Annotated in this window: 13 protein-coding genes; 7 read left to right on the top strand and 6 right to left on the bottom strand. The window is 43.1% G+C overall.

Annotated features, from left to right (window positions below):
* Positions 1 to 24: 24 nt before the first annotated feature.
* A complete protein-coding gene (locus MP3633_RS02930; RefSeq protein WP_176334413.1) occupies positions 25 to 753 on the top strand; it encodes an SDR family oxidoreductase in 729 nt (242 codons plus the stop codon).
* 3 nt (positions 754 to 756) lie between these two features.
* Here the strand turns inward: MP3633_RS02930 and MP3633_RS02935 are convergent, their stop codons facing one another.
* A complete protein-coding gene (locus MP3633_RS02935) occupies positions 757 to 2,220 on the bottom strand; it encodes an aminotransferase-like domain-containing protein (protein WP_176334414.1) in 1,464 nt (487 codons plus the stop codon).
* Positions 2,221 to 2,363: 143 nt separating this feature from the next.
* Here MP3633_RS02935 and MP3633_RS02940 point away from each other — a divergent pair, with 143 nt between their 5' ends.
* From MP3633_RS02940 to epmA, 3 genes are read left to right on the top strand one after another with little or no spacing between them, the layout of a single operon-like run.
* On the top strand, positions 2,364 to 3,275 hold the full coding sequence (locus MP3633_RS02940; protein ID WP_176334415.1) for an EamA family transporter: 912 nt from the start codon (positions 2,364 to 2,366) through the stop codon (positions 3,273 to 3,275).
* Entirely contained in the window at positions 3,251 to 3,889 is a 639-nt protein-coding gene (locus MP3633_RS02945; RefSeq protein ID WP_176334416.1) for a LysE family translocator, read from the top strand. The genes MP3633_RS02940 and MP3633_RS02945 overlap by 25 nt, the downstream gene beginning before the upstream one ends.
* Positions 3,890 to 3,936: 47 nt before the next feature.
* Positions 3,937 to 4,914 (top strand): EF-P lysine aminoacylase EpmA, encoded by a 978-nt coding sequence (gene epmA / locus MP3633_RS02950; RefSeq protein ID WP_176334417.1) that lies wholly within the window; start codon positions 3,937 to 3,939, stop codon positions 4,912 to 4,914.
* An 11-nt stretch (positions 4,915 to 4,925) separates the two neighbouring features.
* Here epmA and MP3633_RS02955 read toward each other — a convergent pair whose 3' ends face one another.
* Positions 4,926 to 7,481, bottom strand: a complete 2,556-nt coding sequence (locus MP3633_RS02955; protein WP_176334418.1) for a bifunctional diguanylate cyclase/phosphodiesterase — start codon at positions 7,479 to 7,481, stop codon at positions 4,926 to 4,928.
* A 128-nt stretch (positions 7,482 to 7,609) separates the two neighbouring features.
* Between MP3633_RS02955 and MP3633_RS02960 the strand changes: the two genes are divergently transcribed.
* The 3 genes from MP3633_RS02960 (at position 7,610) to MP3633_RS02970 (ending at position 12,160) form a co-directional block, all read left to right on the top strand.
* On the top strand, positions 7,610 to 9,907 hold the full coding sequence (locus MP3633_RS02960; protein ID WP_176334419.1) for an ATP-binding protein: 2,298 nt from the start codon (positions 7,610 to 7,612) through the stop codon (positions 9,905 to 9,907).
* Complete coding sequence (locus MP3633_RS02965) at positions 9,907 to 11,265, top strand: sigma-54-dependent transcriptional regulator (protein WP_112136689.1); 1,359 nt, start codon at positions 9,907 to 9,909, stop codon at positions 11,263 to 11,265. Before MP3633_RS02960 ends, MP3633_RS02965 begins: the two co-directional genes overlap by 1 nt.
* Before the next feature lie 136 nt (positions 11,266 to 11,401).
* On the top strand, positions 11,402 to 12,160 hold the full coding sequence (locus tag MP3633_RS02970) for a sulfite exporter TauE/SafE family protein (RefSeq protein ID WP_176334420.1): 759 nt from the start codon (positions 11,402 to 11,404) through the stop codon (positions 12,158 to 12,160).
* Between the two features lie 91 nt (positions 12,161 to 12,251).
* On the opposite strand, the gene MP3633_RS02975 is transcribed toward MP3633_RS02970, so the two are convergent.
* The 4 genes from MP3633_RS02975 to MP3633_RS02990 form a co-directional block, all read right to left on the bottom strand.
* Complete coding sequence (locus tag MP3633_RS02975; RefSeq protein WP_176334421.1) at positions 12,252 to 12,617, bottom strand: diacylglycerol kinase; 366 nt, start codon at positions 12,615 to 12,617, stop codon at positions 12,252 to 12,254.
* A 137-nt stretch (positions 12,618 to 12,754) separates the two neighbouring features.
* The gene (locus MP3633_RS02980) at positions 12,755 to 14,395 is read right to left on the bottom strand and encodes a phosphoethanolamine transferase (RefSeq protein ID WP_176334422.1); all 1,641 of its coding nucleotides are present in this window, start codon (positions 14,393 to 14,395) and stop codon (positions 12,755 to 12,757) included.
* A gap of 222 nt (positions 14,396 to 14,617) precedes the next feature.
* Positions 14,618 to 16,231: a TRAP transporter large permease gene (locus MP3633_RS02985; RefSeq protein WP_112136700.1), complete on the bottom strand. Its 1,614-nt coding sequence runs from the start codon at positions 16,229 to 16,231 to the stop codon at positions 14,618 to 14,620.
* Positions 16,232 to 16,246: 15 nt separating this feature from the next.
* Positions 16,247 to 16,924 carry a TRAP transporter small permease gene (locus MP3633_RS02990; protein WP_112136702.1) on the bottom strand — a complete coding sequence of 226 codons (678 nt, stop codon included), beginning with the start codon at positions 16,922 to 16,924 and terminating at the stop codon, positions 16,247 to 16,249.
* Between the last annotated feature and the right edge of the window lie 3 nt (positions 16,925 to 16,927).

The following is a 16,927-nucleotide window of genomic DNA, read 5'->3' on the forward strand; positions in this document are numbered from 1 at the left end:
TCAATAACAACAATAAGGTAAAACATGTCTAAAGCATTATTAGGAAAGATCGCCGTTGTAACGGGTGGCGCGTCAGGAATTGGCCTTGCGAGTGCTGAGTCAATGATAGCGGAAGGCGCACAAGTTGTTATTGTCGATCGAGATCAAGCCGCATTGCAGACATTGCAACGAAAGCATGGTGATGCCGTGATCACATTAGAAGTGGACTTGCTAGACCCAGAAAGTTGTCGTGCTCTCATTCCTCGTATTTTAGAGAAAACCAAAGTAATCGATATTTTTCACGCCAACGCGGGACTGTATGTTGGTGGGGATTTGGTGGATGCAGATAACGATGCCATCGATCGTATGCTGAACTTGAATATCAATGTCGTTATTAAAAACGTGCGAGATGTACTGCCGCATATGATTGAGCGTGGTGTGGGCGATATTTTGGTGACCAGCTCTTTGGCTGGACATTATCCTACGCCTTGGGAGCCGGTTTACGCGTCGTCCAAATGGGCTATGAATTGTTTTGTACAAACAGTGCGTCGCCAAGTCTGTCCACATGGTATTCGCGTCGGCTCCGTTTCACCCGGCCCTGTCATTACGACTTTGTTATCTGACTGGCCCGCGGAAAAACTTCAAGAAGCCAAGGATAAAGGCAGTTTAATGGAAGCCAGTGATGTGGCCGAAGCCTTGTTGTTTATGCTGACTCGCCCTCGTCATGTGACGATTCGTGACGTTGTGATATTGCCGTCGCAGTTTGATTTATAACCACTATTGTGTGGCGATTGAATGATTTAACGTTTTTTTAACCAATAAACATAACGTGCTTAACTGTTGATAAATACCCTGTTTATCAACAGTGTTTTCCTCTCTGTTATCTTCCAATGGCCAGCCGCAGTTTATACGAAAGCAGTCGTGATAAAAATCGTGTGTGCTAAAACAAGCGCCACTGCGAATGTCTATGTCCTGCTTCTGGGCGTCCTTTTCTAGCTGTACCGCATCCAAACCGGGGATTTGAACCCAAAGTACTATACCGCCTTGTGGTGTACTGATGTTTGCGTTGTCTGGTAAGTGCTCAATGAGAAACTGTTGGTAGCGGTGAATATGTTGAGTCAGTACGACACGTACTTTATTCACATGAGAACGGTATTCTCCAGTGTTGATAAATTCTGCCATACAAGATTGCATCAGCCCATTCACCCCAAAGCTGGTTAAGGCGTGTTGATTTAGGTAAGGCGCGAAATAACGTCCCGGAACACACCACCCAAGTCGTAGCCCTGCGGCTAAGGTTTTTGAAAAAGAGCCACACCAAATGACGTAACCGTTTTTATCCCAATATTTTGCGGGCAGGGTTGGTTGTTTCTGATGACCAAGCTCGAAATACACATCGTCTTCTATCATTGGCGTTTCGTATTGCGCGGCGAGTCTGGCTAAAGCTTGTTTTTGCTTAATGGGTAGCGTCATGCCTGTGGGGTTCATGTTGGAAGTGCTGAACAATGACGCTTTAATTAAACCTTGCTGCAGAATGGCTTCGAGGTGGTCTAAATCGAGGCCCTTGTCGCTAATGGGAATCTCAATCACTTTACGCGACAGCGCGCTGAGCAAGTCGAGTAAACCACTAAAACACGGAGAACTGATCGCTATGGTATCGCCTTCTTTAGTGAGGCTCTCAATGGCCAGTTTAACGGCGTCGATACAACCATTGGTAATGACAAAATCAGTGGCCGAAAAAGCAAGGTTGTTATAACGAAAATGTTCGGCCAGTGCGTTTCTAAGACCGCTATCGCCTTGAGTATCTGGGTATTGAAAAAGATGTTTCCCTGATCTTCTAGTGACGCGTTTTATGCAGCGCTGTAAGGCAATACTGGGTTGTAAATCTGGCGATATCATGGAGGTGCCAAGCGGGCTAAACAGTGCCGAGGCAGGGTTATATCCACTTGATGGTGCAAAACGTTTTGGGTCTCTTTGTTCTAATCCTTTTAGTGTTAAGTCATGAGCATTCAGCGTCGGGAAGGCGGTGTTGGTTATTTGATTTGCAACAAAATACCCTGACTGAGGTTGCGCATATATCCAGCCCATTTGTTGAAGATAGTCGTAGGTTTTAGTCGCTGTAGACAGGCTGACTTGATGTTGCTTTGCCATCGACCGTAGTGCAGGCAAGCGGGTTCCAACAGGCAGTTTTTGAGCTTGTATGTCTTCAATAAAATACTGAGCAAGCGTTTCGTATAGCGTCATCTTGTTCACTGCTTTTGTTTGTTTTTAAAAGTGGTTTTTTTAAATTGTACTCTATTTTTTATTAAAAATTGAATCTGCACTCTTTGGCTGTTTTTGCGGATACTTATGTGATTCAACATCACCGCTTGGCTAAGAGAGAAAATATGACATTACGAGACTTTGGATTGCTGTTTGCTTTGATGGCGTTATGGGGGCTGAATTTCAGTGTGATTAAACTGGGCGTGAGCACGGTTCATCCTTTGGTGCTCACTGCATTACGTTTTAGCGCAGCGGTGTTCCCTTTGATCTTTTTTATCAAAAAGCCCGATGTAGAATGGCGCTATTTGATGGCCTATGGCTTGTCTTTTGGTGTGGGTGTTTGGGGATTAACCACGTTATCCATTGGCGCGGGTGTATCGGCAGGGATGGCGTCGTTGTTATTGGATATGAGCGTGGTTAGTGGTTTGCTGGTGGGGTGGTTTTTTTTAAACGAAACTATTACTCGCAATAAATTGCTTGGTGCTGGATTGGCTTTGCTTGGGCTTGCTTTGATTATGTATGCCGAGGGCGGCTCGGTGACTGGTAAAGGTTTGGTGCTGGTATTAATTGCGTCGGTGTTTTGGAGTATTAATGGCTTGATTGTAAAACGCGCGAATACCAAAGCTATTTTTGCTTTTAATATCTGGGGAATGTTGTTTGCGCCTTTGCCTTTGTTGTTGCTTGCGGTTACTTTTGAAGGGACGCAAGTTGTCACTGAGTTGCCGAATCAATTTACCCAATGGACATTATTTTCTGCTTTATTCCAAGCTTACCCGACGACATTATTAGGTTACTGGTTTTGGAATAAAATGATAATGAAATACTCAGTTTCGAGTGTCGCACCGATGACATTACTGGTGCCGGTGTTTGGTATTTTTGGCGGCTATTGGTTTTATGATGAAGCCATTGGCGCGAGTCAAATAATTGCCGCGTTACTGATTTTATTAGGTTTGTTTGTGGGGCAAATGGCATTGCCGAAATTGAGTTTTTTTAAAAGACTGAGAGGTGATTCATGCAAGAAATCCAGTATGCTTTGATATTAATCGGCGCTTTTGTTGCAATGGCGAGCCCTGGACCTGCAACTTTGGCTATTGCGTCGTTTTCTATGAATCAAGGCCGAGTTCAAGGTTTGGCGTTAGCATCGGGCATACTGACAGGCTCTTTATTTTGGTCTTGTTCAGCCGCTTTTGGTTTAGGCGCTGTGCTTTTTGCTAATGTCTGGTTATTCGAAAGCCTACGTTATGTCGGCGCGGCCTATTTGTTATTTTTGGCTTACAAATCTTGTCGTTCAGCAATGGCGAATAAAACGGATGAGAACAAAATATTGGCTATAACGAAGACAAAACAGACGTCTTTGCGCTCTGCTTATTTTCGTGGTTTGGCCATCCACTTAACCAATCCTAAAGCGATTTTATTCCTAGGGTCTTTATTCGCTATGGGGATGCCGAGTTCAGTTTCCACACAAGGTTTGGTGTCTGTGATTGTCTTATTAACGATTCAAAGTGCCTGCATAAATTTGGGCTACGCTATGTTGTTTTCGAATCCAAGAATTCGCCAAGGCTATTTTAAAATGAAACGCGGCTTTGATGCTGCCTTCGCGCTGATGTTTGGCGCAGCGGGTATTAAAATACTGTTGAGTAAGCTGAATTAATACGTCAGCCTTTGCTATGATGGATTTTATTTTTTTGAGTGTTTTCTATGTACGACGCTTCTTTATGGCAGCCCAGTGCCGATATTTCAATCTTACAAAAACGAGCTCAGTTATTGAAAGCCATTCGCTCGTTTTTTGATGTGCAAAATGTGATGGAAGTTGATACGCAATGTTTGTCATTGGGCAGTATTACCGACCCTCATATCGAAGTATTGGCCAGTAAGACGCGTTCGCAAGGCCAAGACATAACCTATTATCTGCAAACCTCTCCAGAATACGCGATGAAGCGTTTGTTGTGCGCTGGTTCTGGGTCCATTTATCAATTGGGTAAAGTATTCCGAGCGGAAGAAATTGGTCGTCGTCATAGTATTGAATTTACTATGTTGGAATGGTATCGGGTTGGCTTTGATCATTGGCAGTTAATGGATGACATTCAAAGTCTGTTGGGTGTGTTATTGGATGACGATACGTTGACGTGTGAACGACTGAGCTACCAGGTGGTTTTTTTGCGTCACACTGGATTAGATCCTTTCAGTGCAACCCTGTTGTCGTTGCAAGAATGTGCTCATGAGCACACAGAATATGGTTTGCAGGAAGAGGACAGAGACACCTTATTGGAGTTGGTTTTTTCCAGCGTGATAGAGCCTGCCATTGGTGTAAATTCGCCGTGTTTTGTTCACAGTTATCCGGCTTCACAGGCGGCCTTAGCGAAAATTCATTTGGATGAACAGGGTTTTCAAGTTGCTGCTCGGTTTGAGCTTTATTGGCAAGGTATGGAATTGGCCAATGGTTATCACGAATTAACCGATGCAAAAGAGCAAACTCAGCGCTTCGAACAGGACAAGCTAACGCGCGCAGATTTGGGTTTGGCAGATCGACGATTTGATGAACGGCTAATCAGTGCTCTAGAGCATGGCCTGCCTGAATGCGCAGGCGTTGCTTTGGGTGTGGATCGATTGTTGATGCTGATGTGCCATAAAGCTCATATTACCGAGGTATTGCCGTTTGCCCACACCCGCGCGTGAGCAAACGATTTTCAGTTTGTTTCGTCATTATACTGCTCTAGCCATTCGGATTCGCTCAACGGTTCACAGAGGTGGAATCCTTGCAAATAATCTATTTTCAGATCCACTAGTAGTTGTTTTACCGCGCTGTTGTGGACAAACTCCGCTTGGGTCTTGATGCCTAAAGAGTGGGCGAGACTGTTGATGTGTTGAACCAATTTTCGTAGTTTTTCATCAGTGTCGATGGTTTTGACGATACAGCCATCCAGTTTCAAAATGTCTGGATTAAGGGCAATGAGCTTTTCTAGATTCGAATAACCCGCGCCAAAGTCGTCAATAGCCAACAGTGCGCCCGCTTCGCGAAATTCGTTAATGATCGGACTGATCCATTCATAATCTTTTATGGACTCTGATTCGGTAATCTCCAATGTTAAGCGTCCATTAACGTGGTTGCGTTTAAAAAACTCTCGTAAGGCTTTTAAGGTTGCATAGTGTTTAAAGTCTAAAACAGAGAGGTTTAACGCGACATGGACATTGGGGTAGGTGTTGAGTATACGCTCACACTTCGACAACATGGCGAGGGTTATCTTAGCGTAAAGTTGAGTTTGCTTGATTAAATCTAAAAAGAACGCAGGGCTCACTATTTTGCCGTCGATGCGTGCTCGAAGAAGCGCTTCTGCACCGACTTCTTCGCCTGTTTGGCTGTCATAATACGGTTGGAAGAAAGCCAATATGTCGTCGTTTTCGAGGGCCTTGCGTATTTTTAGAATCCAATCGAGATTTTCTTCTGAGGTCGCATGATCTTGTAAATCACCGTTCCAATAAATGGGCTGATTATTGATTTGAGCAAATCGTCTTGCTTCGCTGGCTTTGATTAAAAGGTGTGCTTGCTCGCAGAGCGGTTCGCCCAGCTCATCAAACGCGGAAGCCATACCAACAGACAAGCTGAGTGTGAGTAAGTGCTCTATTTTGTTTATGGTGGAAAACTCTTGGCTTTCAATATCTTCGGCTAGGTTGCGAAATAATCTGACGATCTTTTTCGGTGCAATGTCACTGTGGATTGAGACCGCAATTTCGTTGGCAGATAAGCGGTAGCAGGTGAATTCAATCCCCACTGAGTTGGTACTTAAGCGGCGTTTTAAATAGTGCGCTAACTGGGCAAATAAATCATCGGCTGTGTTGTAACCATATTGTTGATTAATAAGACGAAAGTTACGAATTCTAAGAACGGCTAGATGAAAAATATCCTCCTTATTACTAAGGCGTCCGAGCAAAGAAAATCGATTGAGTAAGCCAGTTTGTAAATCGTGTAACCAATCATTTCTTGACGTCTCATTATTCGACGCATCATTTTTCGATGTGACATTTGATGAGACAAGAGAGGCGTGCTCTTGTTCAAGATCTTGAAAAGCATTACTGATCAAATTAAACATGGGGGCGAGTGAGTCGTCTTCGTTCGCTATTTGAATGGGTTCCGCTTCGCGCTTTAAACCACAGCCAGATTCGTTGACGGCTAAATAAGTGAGCGCGTGCTGCATGATTCTGGTGCCAAACTGAGTGGTGAAAAATTCACCGAAACAATAGGTGCCATGCAAGGGCAGAACTTGATTTAGCAAACTCAATTTGTCGGTAGGTTGCTCGTCTATAAAATCTTCGCGGCTAATGCAGCTGAAGACAAAAATACTATCCGGCCGCTGCTCATTCAGGTGTTGTATCTTCGGGGTGATAGAATGCAGCGATTGCGCAGGGTGAAAGTAGAGGAACTTTACCGAAGCGCCTTCTGGAAGCGCTTCACTCATAAGAATGCCGCCATCACTTTCCCAGCGTAATGGTACGGCATTAATTTCAACATTATTATGAACGGTGGTGAGCGCAAATCGATTGGCAAGCGTGATACTGATCTTTTCACCATTGGATAAATATCGCTGGTAGATCTGTTGGGCTGGCAAATGGTCGATTTGCTTGATTACCTTACCTTCACTGGCGGTGACAAGCATGCGCCGACCAATGGCGATGTTATCAACAAAAACATCTCGCTGTTGCATTAGGTGTTTGCCGGTAATACCCACAGCTATGGACTGGTTTTGATACAGTTTATCTTGATACAGTACCCAACTGTTCTCATAGTCGAAAATACCAGCACGGCCACCGCTAATGGTTAAATCGTGTTGTTGAGAAACATTGAAAAACTCGTCTTGAATGGCGTCTTTTGAATCCACTAATACAATGTAGACATTGGCTTGTTTTTCTTCTTTTTCTGCCAAAAAGGGGGCGAACAGGCTTTGACCCGATTGATCCGCTTGATTGCCGTCGTACACAGCGCTGTGATGAACCAGATGACTTTTTTCAAAATAGGATAAAATGAGAGTGGCACCATCGCTCTTTACATGGCCATTTGATATGTGTCTTTGGCTTGCCATACCAATGCGACAGGCCTCAGGGAAGCGTTGGGAGAGGTAAATTGCCCACGGTTTGGCTTCTTTTATGGCCAAGGTTCCGTATAGTTGGATTAAATCCGGTGGCTGTACTCCTTCCAGCTTTTGAATGAGGTCGTCGATTGATGGACAATGAATACTGATGGAATGCATTGTTATCCTATTGGTCAATATTTCATAAAATGTGTTCTGTTCATACGCTGTTAGCAAAATGCCTGAAAAGGAATTCGAATACAATGTTAGAAGTGTATATAAACAGAATAGTATAGTAGGACAAGTTTTTGAGTGAAAATAATCGTTTAAGTATCAAATCATTGTATTTAAATAGCCTGAAAAAATACTTATTTTGGCTATATGTCATTGTTTTTATAGTCACTTTATTGGCAATCTGGAAAGGTGGCGAGGCATTAAAAAATCAACAGATCAAGGCGTTGCGCATTGACTCTTTTGAGCAGCTCAATCAGCTTGCCAGTGTATTAGAAAGTGCAATTGCTAAATATCAACATATGCCGACCTTGTTGGCATCGAATGATCGAGTAAAAAAAGCCCTGCGCGATGGCTTCGAGTCGGATATAAATCAACTAAATCGTGAACTTGAACAAATTAACCGTATCACCGAGGCGTCGGACAGTTATATTTTAAACACGGACGGCTTAACCATCGCAGCATCGAATTACCATGAATCGGCCAGTTTTGTTGGGCGAAACTTTGCTTTTAGACCTTATTTTCAAGACGCTATTCAAGGTAAGCCCGGCCGTTATTATGCACTGGGAACCACATCAAATCGCCGTGGCTATTATTTCTCTTATCCTGTTTATGAAGGCGATTCTATTATTGGTATCGCTGTTGTAAAAGTGGATCTTACCCAATTTGAGAAACGCTTTGCTAACCAGCATTATGAGTTTTTATTGTTGGATCCTGATGGCATCGTGTTTAGTAGCTCTCAACCTAATTGGTTGTATCGTGTCTTTGGTGAATTATCTCATGTGGAGTTGCAACGTATAGCGGACTCTCAACGTTATTTAGGCAAATCCATCGAAAAATTGGCGATTGTTTACCAAAAACCCTTTGATGAAAAGTCGCAAATTGTTGATGTGCTAGAAAATACAGTCCTAAATGGTACTGAAGAATTACAACGTTTGTCTTTTTTAAGGATGAGCCGTCCTATTCGCTTATTGGATTTCAAGATATCCATTCTTGCACCACTAAAAACCATTAATGAAGAAATTGCTTTATGGCGGGCTATTTTTGCTGGCGGTGTGACCATTACCGCCTTGTTATTTGGCCTTGCAATGCTTCGTACCCGAATGCTTCGAGAGCGATCCGACGCCAATGAAATGACGCGTCATAACCAAGCTTATATTCGTGAAGTCATCCAAAATACCCAAGCGGGTTTGGTGACCTTGGATCAAAATCATAAAATTGAATCGTTTAATCCTGCTGTGGAAAAGTTGGTTGGTCAGCCCTTAGCGCCTTTGGTCGGACAGCCTTTGAATGTGTTATTCCAATTTGATAAACACGATGAACCGGAATTGTCTTTCCATGATGATTTTCTCGAAGCCGCTAATGATTTGGGCATTAAGGTGCTAACAAGAGAAGGGCGCTTGTGTTATTCCGATCAAACGCCTGTGCCTGTGGAAATGACCTTGTGCGAGATGCAGTTGCCTAATCGCCTTAGTTATTTGGTGACGTTTCACGATATGACAGAGCGCAAACGCTACGAGCAAGAAATTACTCAAGCTAGAATTGAACTAGAAGAGCGAGTACGAGAGCGAACGTTTGAGTTAGAAGGCGCTAATACTCGGCTGCGTAATGAAATTGAAGAGCATAAAGGGACACAGCGGGAGCTTATACAAACTGCCAAATTGGCGGTGTTGGGGCAGCTCAGTGCGGGTATAAATCACGAATTGAACCAACCTTTGACCGCCATTCGGGCTTTTGCGGGTAACGGTTTAAAATTTCTAGATCGTGGACAATACGAACAAGCCCACACCAACTTGCAACACATTAGTCAGTTGGGTCATCACATGGGTGACATCATTGCGCGCTTTAAAGTCTTTGCTCGCAAAGGCGATGTTCATCAAGGTCCTATCGCTGTTCAAACGGCGATTATGGGGGCACTTAAAATTATGAGTCCTCGTTATAAAGAAGTAGACATCGAGCTTGTTGTGACAGAGGACCAAGATTTTATAGTCAATGGTGACATGGTCTTTTTAGAGCAGGTATTAGTGAATTTATTGGCCAATGCCGCCGATGCTATTTTAGAAGAACCCAACAACGAGCGACGCGTTTGTATTGAACAAACGATGAAAGAGAACCACGTTGTTATCTGTGTACAAGACTCTGGTAATGGTTTGAGCGATGACGCTATCAAGCATCTTTTTGAGCCCTTTTTTACGTCAAAGTCGTCGGGCTTAGGATTGGGACTTGGACTGTCGATTAGCCAGCGGATTGTAGAGGCAATGGGTGGACAGATCAGCGCTCAAAACCAAGTAAACGGGGGCGCCAAGTTTTGTGTTACTCTACCGCGCTTTATCCACCATTCTTCCCTATCAAAAACACCTAAAGAGGAACGTTAATGCCCGATAGTAAGCAAGTAATATTGATCGACGATGAGCAAGCCGTTCGTATGGCGATTTCTCAGACATTGCAGCTTGAAGATTTTGATGTTGTGGAATTTCCCACCGCCCAAGGTGTTGTTGAGCGTTTGTCTTTGGATTGGTCTGGCGTCATTGTCAGTGATATTAACTTGCCCGGTAAAAGTGGTTTAGCGTTGTTCGAAGAGGTTAAAAAAATTGATGCTGAAATTCCTTTTATCTTGATTACCGGTCATGGCGACATCAGTATGGCCGTGAGCGCCATTCGTGATGGCGCATACGATTTTATTGAAAAACCGTTCTCTAACGAAGACTTTCTTGACGTGGTTCGTAGAGCGTCAGAAAAACGCCGTTTAACCTTAGAAAACAGAAACTTACGCTTAGAACTTGCCGCTCAAAATGCCCCAGGCCCTCGAATTATTGGCAATACGCCAGGTATTCACCGCCTGCGTCAGGCGTTATTGCATGTGGCGGATACGGGCGCGGACATTCTTATTCAAGGGGAAACTGGCACAGGTAAAGAGCTGGTAGCGCGATATATTCACGAGCACAGTTCTCGCCGTGGTCATACTTTTGTGGCAATAAACTGTGGCGCTGTACCGGATTCCATTATGGAGTCTGAATTATTTGGTCATGAAAAGGGAGCCTTTACGGATGCGAAAACACAGCGTATTGGTAAGCTGGAACATGCGAATGGTGGCACTCTCTTTCTTGATGAAATTGAAAGCATGCCTATGTCGATGCAGATTCGTTTATTGCGAGTGTTGGAAGAGCGTCGTTTAGAACGATTGGGCTCTAACACCGGAATCGATCTTGATTTACGTATTCTCGCCGCGACCAAAGTGGATTTAAAACAATTGAGTGAAGGTGGTACATTTCGCGAAGATTTGTATTATCGTCTTAATGTAGTCCGTGTGGATATTCCGCCGTTACGAGAACGAAAAGACGATATTTCTTTGCTTTGGCAGCATTTTTGTTTGGTGGCGATTGCGCAATATAAGCGTGAATCAGAAGCGCTTTCTGCGGCGCGTATGCACAGTTTATTAAGTTACGACTGGCCAGGTAATGTACGTGAGTTGCGTAACCTTGCTGAGCGTTATGTGCTGATGGGCGAATCGGGCTCTTTTGAGTTTGACCAGATTATCATCAACGAAAACAATCCCGGTGTGATGACCTTGCCTGAGCAATTAGAGCGCTTTGAAAAAACCTTATTGGAGCAAGAACTCATGCGCCAGAAAGGTTCTATAAAAAGCACTATGGACGCTCTCGGTCTACCGCGAAAAACCCTTTACGACAAAATGCGTAAATATGGATTGGACAAAGACATCTATAAGCAATAAAGCGTATCAGCAGTCAGTCAGACGCTTAACGTTTTTGTCTTTTGTGTATGACTAATGAAGGTGAGTTCACTGGGATTTATCGGACTCATTTTGCTACTCTATTCTTCTTATTATTCTGTGAATACCTGCCGTTTATATGACCTTATCTGCTTTATTTTTTGACCAAGTTTCCCCTCATGTTTTTATTATGCTTGTTGCTGTGTCTGGGCTGACCTCTTTCTTTACGGCAAGCTTCGGAGCGGGTGGCGGCGTTATGTTACTTGGCGTGATGGCACAAGTATTACCACCTCAGTTAATTATTCCGCTTCATGGCGTCGCGCAGTTAGGGTCAAACGCGGGTCGCGCGGCGATGAGCTGGCGACACATAGACTGGGCGTTGATTGGTGCTTTTTTACCCGGTGCGTTGCTAGGCGCTTTACTGGGAAGCTTTGTATTAGTGGCTTTGCCTCCGGCGATTATGTACTTAACGATTGCACTGTTTATCTTGTATTTATGTTGGGGACCTAAGCTGCCTAAAATGGTATTGGGGAAATGGGGAACCGCTATGGCGGGTGCTATTACCACGTTTATTACGTTATTTGCTGGTGCCACAGGTCCCTTGGTAGCAGCATTTGTTAAACAAATTCACGCAGATCGTTTTCGCACTGTGGCGACGTTTGCTGCCGCGATGTCACTACAACATATTTTGAAAGTGACGGTTTTTGAGGTGGCGGGGTTTCCGCTAGAAGCTTGGCTACCTTTGTTGGCTTGTATGGTCATCAGTGGTGCGGTGGGAACGTGGGTGGGGCTTAGATTGTTAAAACGTATGCCAGACCGCTACTTTCATCGTATTTTTAATATAGTACTAACTTTAATGGCGTTACGTTTAATTTGGCAGTCGTTTGTTTTACTATAAACAGTAAGCGCCCTACATTAAGATAATAAGTCCGCGCCTAGAATAAATGCTCTTTCAGGTATTTAGACTACAGACTTTTTATTAAAAACCATTAATACATGTCTAATAAAATTGATACCCACACAAAAAAGACTAGAAATAGCGATAGAAAAACAGCAGCAGAGCCTATGTCTTTTGCTCTTCCGCTAAGTTCATTCCAATCATCACCAATTCGATCTACAACGGCTTCAATCGCAGAGTTTAGTAATTCGACTATAACAACTAATAATAAACTCACGATCATCATTATTCGCTCAATATTACTGACGGGAAGCATGAACGCAACGATTGAAAAAATAATACATAATGTGACTTCTTGTCGAAACGCGGCCTCGAACAACCAAGCAGATTTAAACCCTTTCAATGAATATCCTGCTGCATTGATTACTCTGCGAACACCTGTCGTATTTGGTTTCACTTTGACCTCTTTATAATGAATATATGCTATTAAATAATATAATTAAGATTTTTTTAACTAGTTGTTAAAACCAGCAATGCAAATTCCATTACATTGCTGGATGATAATTTGTTACTAGAGCAAAGAATATTTAAACGCTAGTGACGGCAGCGCTGAAAAATATCCAAATCTTTATTATAGGCCTTGGTTTTAACATCCATAATGCCAAGTAAGGAGCTGAAAACATAATCATGAGAAAAGGTGTTTTCCTTGGCTTCATTCTTTAAACAAGATTCATCGATATGCTTGCTCTTCTTGAAGCCTTCAGACATCCAGGTAATAAGTGGCACTGTTGTTTGAGTGGCCGGGGCAAATGCATAAGGCACTCCGTGTAAAAACAAACCGTTTTCTCCTAATGACTCACCGTGATCAGAAATATAAAACAGGGCGGTGTTGTATTCTTTACTCATTTTTTTAAGTTTATCAATTGCTTGGCTAATCACGTAATCGGTATAAACAATAGTATTGTCATAAGTATTGATGATCTGCTCTGTGCTGCAGTTTTCAATATCACTGCGTTGGCAATCTGGTAAAAAATGCTGTTGTTCTTTAGGGTAGCGAAGGTAATATTTGGGTCCATGGCTACCCATGATGTGCATGATCAACATTTTATCTTGGCCAGTCAGTTTAGATACATCTCCCTCGACCCCTTCCAATAAAGCCATATCAAAACAAGTACTACCATTACAATGTTGATTGTTTTTAGCGTGATCTATTTCAATTTTTGTAATGCCTTTAGCGACGTTTTTATCACCACCATCGTTTTCTTTCCATAACAAAGAGATACCAGCACGGTTCAATATATCCAATACATTATCTTGGTTGTTGGCCTGCTTTTTATTGTATGTATCACGTCCTTCTTGAGAAAACATGCAAGGAACAGAAACCGCTGTTGCTGTGCCGCAAGAGTTAACATTTTGGAATGAAATGACGCTTTGCTTTTCAGTGTAGGGATTGGTGTTTTTTGCATAACCATTTAAGGCATAATTTTGAGAACGAGCTGTTTCTCCAAGGATAAAGAAAAGTAATGTCGGTTTTTCATCCACAGTGTTAGTTATCTTTTTGGCGTCTAAGCCAATTTTTTTATATTGAATAGGAGAAGTGAAGTAAGTCTCATTTATGTACTTATAAGTACTGTAAGTGTAATGAGTCGGTATAACCATTTCTCTTAAATGACTATTATTACGTCCGACTGAACTAAAATCTTTGTAGGTAAAAAATAATACAATTCCCAGAATAAGAACAGACAGCGTAATAGCCATAAACTTCTTAAGTATTCCTACACTTGGTTTCATGGGAGCCAAGGCAAGTAATATAGACGGTATAATCCCTGTTATTCCTACCCAAGCTAAAGACTGCAGGCTTAAATAGGTGGCGGCTTCGTTAATGTCTGTCTCGAAGGTGTTCTCTATCATGCCATAGTCTACATTAATGCCGTAAAACAGCATCGCGTAGCTAACCAAACTGGAGCTAATTAACAAAAAGATAAAAAAGGGTTTTGCGAAATAAGGCCAGCACAAAATATTAAATAGGATATTCAATATTAGAAATATAAAGACAGGAATTGCTAACACAAAAATCACATGGACATTGCTTAGTTCCGATAAAATTTTATAAAACTCGAAATATATTGGAATATTGACAACGATGGTGTAATAACACGCTAAAAGACCAGCCAAAGCACTATAAGATAATTGAAAAGGCGTCTTTTCTGATGCGTGATTTTCTTTTTTTTCCATTTGTATTCCTGATGTTAGTGACATAAAGCACACAGGGTAGTCTCAACATAGTGAAAAAAATGTTTACAACGTCATTCAGGATTTTCAGTAGATGTGATGAACGTATTATTTTCTATCGCTGTAATATGACTTCTTTTAATCATCTGTTTACGCCTTTTTTTAAAGTAAAAAAAACGCCCCGAAGGGCGCTGAACTGTATGATCTTTTGTAGAGCTGAAACCATTATTGAACGATTTCTGGCCCCATAATGCTGTACGGTAATGCTGTAGACAGTGCTGGAATGTAAGTAACCAATACCAAGAACACCATCAATACGAGAACGAATGGCATAGCGGCTTTTACCACACGCGCCAAACTCATTCCGGTAATCCCCGACGTAACGAACAGGTTCAAACCGATCGGCGGTGTGATCATACCTATTTCCATGTTAACTACCATGATGATACCTAGGTGAATTGGGTCAACACCCAGTTCCATCGCTATAGGGAACACCACTGGCGCCACGATAACCAATAGGCCAGAAGGCTCCATGAATTGGCCACCAATCAAGAGTAAGATATTCACCGCAACAAGGAAGGTAAACCAGTTAAAGCCAACCCCAAGCATCCACTCGGTGATCATTTGTGGAATACGTTCTGCAGAAAGCGTATGAGCAAACAACAAGGCGTTAGCGATGATAAACATCAGCATGATGGTGGTTTTTGTGCCTTCTAGCATGACTTTACGAGACTCTTCACCGAACAAAGACGGGAAGAAACCACGTAGCATCATAGACAAGTTACGACCCCAAATTGGTAGGCCAGCGGCTAAACATACGCCGATGGATTGTTCCAATTTGCTTGCGCGTTTGTAGACGTAGAAGATCGCTAGCGCGACAGACATGATCGCGCCCCAAACAGCACGGTCACCGCCAGTAATGGTTTCGCTGTCTGCCCAGATAAAGAAAGACATGATTTCCCATACTAGGAAGAACGACACGCCATAAACGGTACCGTTAAAGCCAACACGAGCGTGTGGCGCGTCTTCATCATTCGTCCATGTTTTGCCTTTCAAAGGGCCCATGTCACGATAAACAAATAACGCGATGAACATAGAGTAAACGGCTGCAACGACAGCGGCTTCAGTTGGTGTGAACACACCACCATAAATACCACCCATGATGATAACGACAAGGAACAAGCCCCAACCTGCTTCTTTACCACCACGAATCAAATGACCAAAGCCTTTCCACTCTTCAGCGGGTAGCTTCTTGATACGAGCAACCACGTAGATCGCCAGCATCAACATACCGCCAGCCATCAACCCAGGAATAACCCCCGCCAAGAACATACGGCCAACAGACACGTCAACAGACGCCGCGTACACAACCATGACGATGGATGGCGGAATCAAAATACCTAATGTGCCTGCGTTAGCGATGATGCCAGCGGCGAACTCTTTTGAGTAACCCACTTGCGTCATACCTGCAATAGCAATCGTACCGATGGCCACAACCGTTGCTGGAGATGAACCAGACAATGCCGCGAACATCATACATGCCAACACAGACGCCATCGCCAAGCCGCCTCGGAAGTGACCTACACTGGCAATCGCAAAGTTAATTAAACGCTTTGCAACGCCACCGGTCGACATATAAGACGAGGCAATAATGAAAAACGGGATAGCCAGCAACGTATAGTGCTGACCAGCCCCAAACAGGGATATTGCAACAGACGACAAAGAGTCGTGTGAGAAAAAAGTAATAAACAATATGGACGATAAGCCCAACGAGATACCAACCGGCAAGCCAATAAATAGCAGGATTAGTACCAAGGAAAATAGAATGATAGATTCCACAATTAAGCTCCAGCGCTAGTCTTTCAAGACGTTTTTGTTTTCTTCGACAAGTTCTTGTGCTTCATGGCCACTGATCAACATGTCGCGTTTGCCGCGCGCAATATCGATAAAAGCTTGCAAAGAACGGTAAGAAAGTAGAGCCAAACTGATTGGCAAAATAACAAGAACGATCCAGCGATGTACGCGAGGGCGTAAACCAAACATTTCTTGTACGAATTCAGGGTAACGAAGTTCATTTGAACCTATGCCAATGTTGAACATTTTTAGCCAATACTCGATCGCGCCACCACTAACGTCTACGCCGAGCATAGCCAGCCAAGTGGAATCAAGCAGGATCAAGCCGTACAGCATAGCCGCCGCGGCACCAAACATAGATAAGCCTTTGGATATACGTTTTGGTACAGCATTTAAGACAATGTCGACACCAAGGTGAAGGCCTGTTTTGATGCCATAACTCATGCCTAGAAGGATTAACCAAGAAAAGGCAACGGTGTTAAATTCAAGCGCAGCATCCCAGCCAGTGTTAAAGCCGTATCGAGCGATTACTTGCCCAAACGATACCGCCATAATAGAAGAAATAACGATGATTAATAGATTCTCTTCTGCCCGCTCCATGACTTTTGGGAAGCGCTTTTCTAATGCCCAAAGGATTAGAATAAAGATAAGTAAATAAAGATGCGGCCAATGTGCCATGGG

It is taken from the genome of Marinomonas primoryensis (assembly GCF_013372285.1).
GTDB classification, from domain to species: domain Bacteria; phylum Pseudomonadota; class Gammaproteobacteria; order Pseudomonadales; family Marinomonadaceae; genus Marinomonas; species Marinomonas primoryensis.

Bases quoted from the DNA above. Each gene is read 5' to 3' on its own strand.
- MP3633_RS02945 (WP_176334416.1), top strand. From the start codon at position 3,251: ATGCAAGAAATCCAGTATGCTTTGATATTAATCGGCGCTTTTGTTGCA.
- MP3633_RS02940 (WP_176334415.1), top strand. From the start codon at position 2,364: ATGACATTACGAGACTTTGGATTGCTGTTTGCTTTGATGGCGTTATGG.
- MP3633_RS02965 (WP_112136689.1), top strand. From the start codon at position 9,907: ATGCCCGATAGTAAGCAAGTAATATTGATCGACGATGAGCAAGCCGTT.
- MP3633_RS02935 (WP_176334414.1), bottom strand. From the start codon at position 2,220: ATGACGCTATACGAAACGCTTGCTCAGTATTTTATTGAAGACATACAA.
- MP3633_RS02930 (WP_176334413.1), top strand. From the start codon at position 25: ATGTCTAAAGCATTATTAGGAAAGATCGCCGTTGTAACGGGTGGCGCG.
- epmA (WP_176334417.1), top strand. From the start codon at position 3,937: ATGTACGACGCTTCTTTATGGCAGCCCAGTGCCGATATTTCAATCTTA.
- MP3633_RS02990 (WP_112136702.1), bottom strand. From the start codon at position 16,924: ATGGCACATTGGCCGCATCTTTATTTACTTATCTTTATTCTAATCCTT.
- MP3633_RS02980 (WP_176334422.1), bottom strand. From the start codon at position 14,395: ATGGAAAAAAAAGAAAATCACGCATCAGAAAAGACGCCTTTTCAATTA.
- MP3633_RS02970 (WP_176334420.1), top strand. From the start codon at position 11,402: ATGACCTTATCTGCTTTATTTTTTGACCAAGTTTCCCCTCATGTTTTT.
- MP3633_RS02955 (WP_176334418.1), bottom strand. From the start codon at position 7,481: ATGCATTCCATCAGTATTCATTGTCCATCAATCGACGACCTCATTCAA.